Raw genomic sequence first — 866 nt, forward strand, 5'->3', positions numbered from 1 at the left:
CACGTCGAGGATCGCGACGCCCGGCTTGCCGACCGCAGCCAGCATCGCCTTGGCGTCGATCATGATGTCGCCGGCCTCCGGCACGATCGCGAACGCAGCCTTCGCCGGCACCGCGACGTCGGTGGTGACCGGCAGGTCCGCCGCCTTCCAGGCATCGAACCCGCCATGCAGGACCTTGATCTTGGGATAGCCCAGCATCGCCAGCAGGTAATAGCCGCGGCAGGACTGGCCGAAGCCGGAATTCATCGACTGCTCGTAGATCACGGCGGTCTCCTTGCCGGACAGGCCGGCGGCGCCGAAGGCATCGGCGAACTTGGTCTTCAGCGCGTGCATGCCCTCCGGCGTCGAGGTCGCGAGGTAAGTGAAGATGTCATGCACATTGACCGCACCGGGCAGATGTCCCGCCGCATAGGCATCCGGATTACGCGTGTCGATGATGACACACGGTTCTTTCTTGACGAGCTCGGCAAGTTCGCCGGCGGTGATCAGAACGTCCGTCATGGCAGCCTCTCCTGTTGCATGGTTGCTAGTCTTGGTGCTTTAGACCTTTGTTTGAGCATGATCTCTTCGGAAAACCGCTCCCCACTTTTCCGGATCATGCTTCAGCCGTCCGCCAGCATCTTGCGCAGCGGCTTGGTGGCGGGCGTGACGAGGGCGACGAAATAGGCTTCGCGAAGCCTGCGCTGGGCGCGGTGGCTCATCAGGTAGCCGCGCGCGCCGCAATGGAGCATCGCCGCATGCGCGACCGCGACGCTGGCATCGCCGATGCGCAGCCGCAGCGCGACGACCCTGCGCCAGTAGCTGTCATCGCCATTGTGGGGATCCTGCGCCAGCGTCATCGCCTCCTTCTCGAACTCGGCATAGAG

General features: G+C 64.1%; 2 protein-coding genes. Both read right to left on the bottom strand.

The window, feature by feature from the left end:
• The coding region (locus NS334_RS16805) for a sulfurtransferase (protein WP_206542719.1) at positions 1-501 on the bottom strand (501 nt) is incomplete at its 3' end.
• A 101-nt stretch (positions 502-602) separates the two neighbouring features.
• On the bottom strand, positions 603-866 hold a 264-nt coding region (locus tag NS334_RS16810; protein WP_206542720.1), incomplete at its 5' end, for a hypothetical protein.

This window comes from Sphingomonas endophytica (genome assembly GCF_001476895.1).
Taxonomy (GTDB): Bacteria; Pseudomonadota; Alphaproteobacteria; order Sphingomonadales; family Sphingomonadaceae; genus Sphingomonas; species Sphingomonas endophytica_A.